Source organism: Enterococcus sp. 5H (assembly GCF_028128615.1).
Taxonomy (GTDB): Bacteria; Bacillota; Bacilli; order Lactobacillales; family Enterococcaceae; genus Enterococcus_L.
Genome location: NZ_AMDP01000064.1, coordinates 1 through 1,430, shown reverse-complemented (window position 1 = coordinate 1,430; position 1,430 = coordinate 1). Strand labels below are relative to the sequence as shown.

The 1,430-nt window shown below is 37.6% G+C and carries 1 protein-coding gene; it reads left to right on the top strand.

The window, feature by feature from the left end:
- The first annotated feature begins 1,025 nt into the window (after positions 1 to 1,025).
- The gene (locus C240_RS15610) at positions 1,026 to 1,337 is read left to right on the top strand and encodes a hypothetical protein (protein WP_271497713.1); all 312 of its coding nucleotides are present in this window, start codon (positions 1,026 to 1,028) and stop codon (positions 1,335 to 1,337) included.
- The last annotated feature ends 93 nt before the right edge of the window (positions 1,338 to 1,430 follow it).

Sequence of the window (1,430 nt, the reverse complement as noted above, 5' to 3'; positions counted from 1 at the left end):
GGCTCCTAGTTGTAACAGTTGTCACAACGTCTTATTATAGCAACTCTTTACAAAAAAAGACAGAGGAAAGTTTGTTCTCTGTCCGATCAATTGAATATACTCCCAACCTATAGCCAACAATGTTTTGTTAATCAAAATGAAAGGTAAGGTTTGTAGTAAATTATTTTTGAGGTAAAGAAAATTTATAATAGATAACGTGTGTGGTAGTTACGAACTCAAGGAGGCGATATACAGTCAAATGTATATCGCCTCCTTTTTTAATTTGGTTAAGGCAAATAGTATCTGCTTACTTGGTGAATCAAAAGTGGAAGGGAAGGAATATTTACAGAATGGGAACGCAAGTTAAAACTCGAAAAAGTAAATCAGAGTATAGGGGGATTTGTTTACCAGTAAATGTTATTTTGGAGTCCAATACTGTTCGGACATTCAGGAAGGAAACCTGGGTAAACCTATGGAATGGCTATTTCGCCCTTCGAGAATTGAATGGGAAGGTGACAGGGTGTACTAAATCGCTAAATGAAATTTATGGAACGATCCAAACAGTCGTAAAACAAGATCGCGTCATTGCACGACGTAGTGGTGAGAAGCAACCCCTACAATATTTAGTAAGCCCCTATACAGTAGGGGTTAACAAGTAACACCGCTTAGGTTTCCTTTGTTGGTTAGTGAAAATCCTCATGAAATAGATATGTATAGACCTTTGAAAATTGAATAGAATAAGAGCAGAAAAAGGACAACTTGGTGGCTGCACACTGATTGTTTGCTCAACGAATGTAGACGTTAGTACCTTATGAGGATGAAGGGAACGCACGGTAAGACTGGAATTAATTGGCGTAAGTAGCGTAATTGAGTGTCTGAAAAGACCAGTTACTAGCAGAAGGATTTCTGATACTTGAAACACAAAGATTGATGAACGAATTACGAGGTTACTTGTTCAAGCCTAAATACAAGTAGGGTACGCTTTGTTTCCGAAAAGCGATAATTTCACTAATGAACAAAGGAAATCACTAGAGAGGGGATTTCTTATGGATCAATCAAAACAACGAATAAAAGAGTTAGTCACATTTTTAGAATCAGGTAGGAGAAAGACGATTATGATAAACGAGTATATTCAGCTGACTCGTGGCAAAATCAATTGGACAGAAAAACGAAAAAAAGAATTATTCATTGGTTTACAACGGACAAAACTTTTGTCCGTCACCCAGGCAGCACATGTGAAATATGTGGCTGTCTGGTCAGAAGAAAAAAAAAGTCAGAGGCGGATTGCTGTGAATGACACACGAACAACAGTAAGCCTCTTAAAGACAAGCAAAGTCTTAGAAAAGCATGTATACTAACAGTAAGGGAAGTATCTAATTACCCAAAAGAGAGGGGCGCTATAGAATGCCAAAGAAAAGAATTAGCACATTTGAATCCCACATCCATGTGTA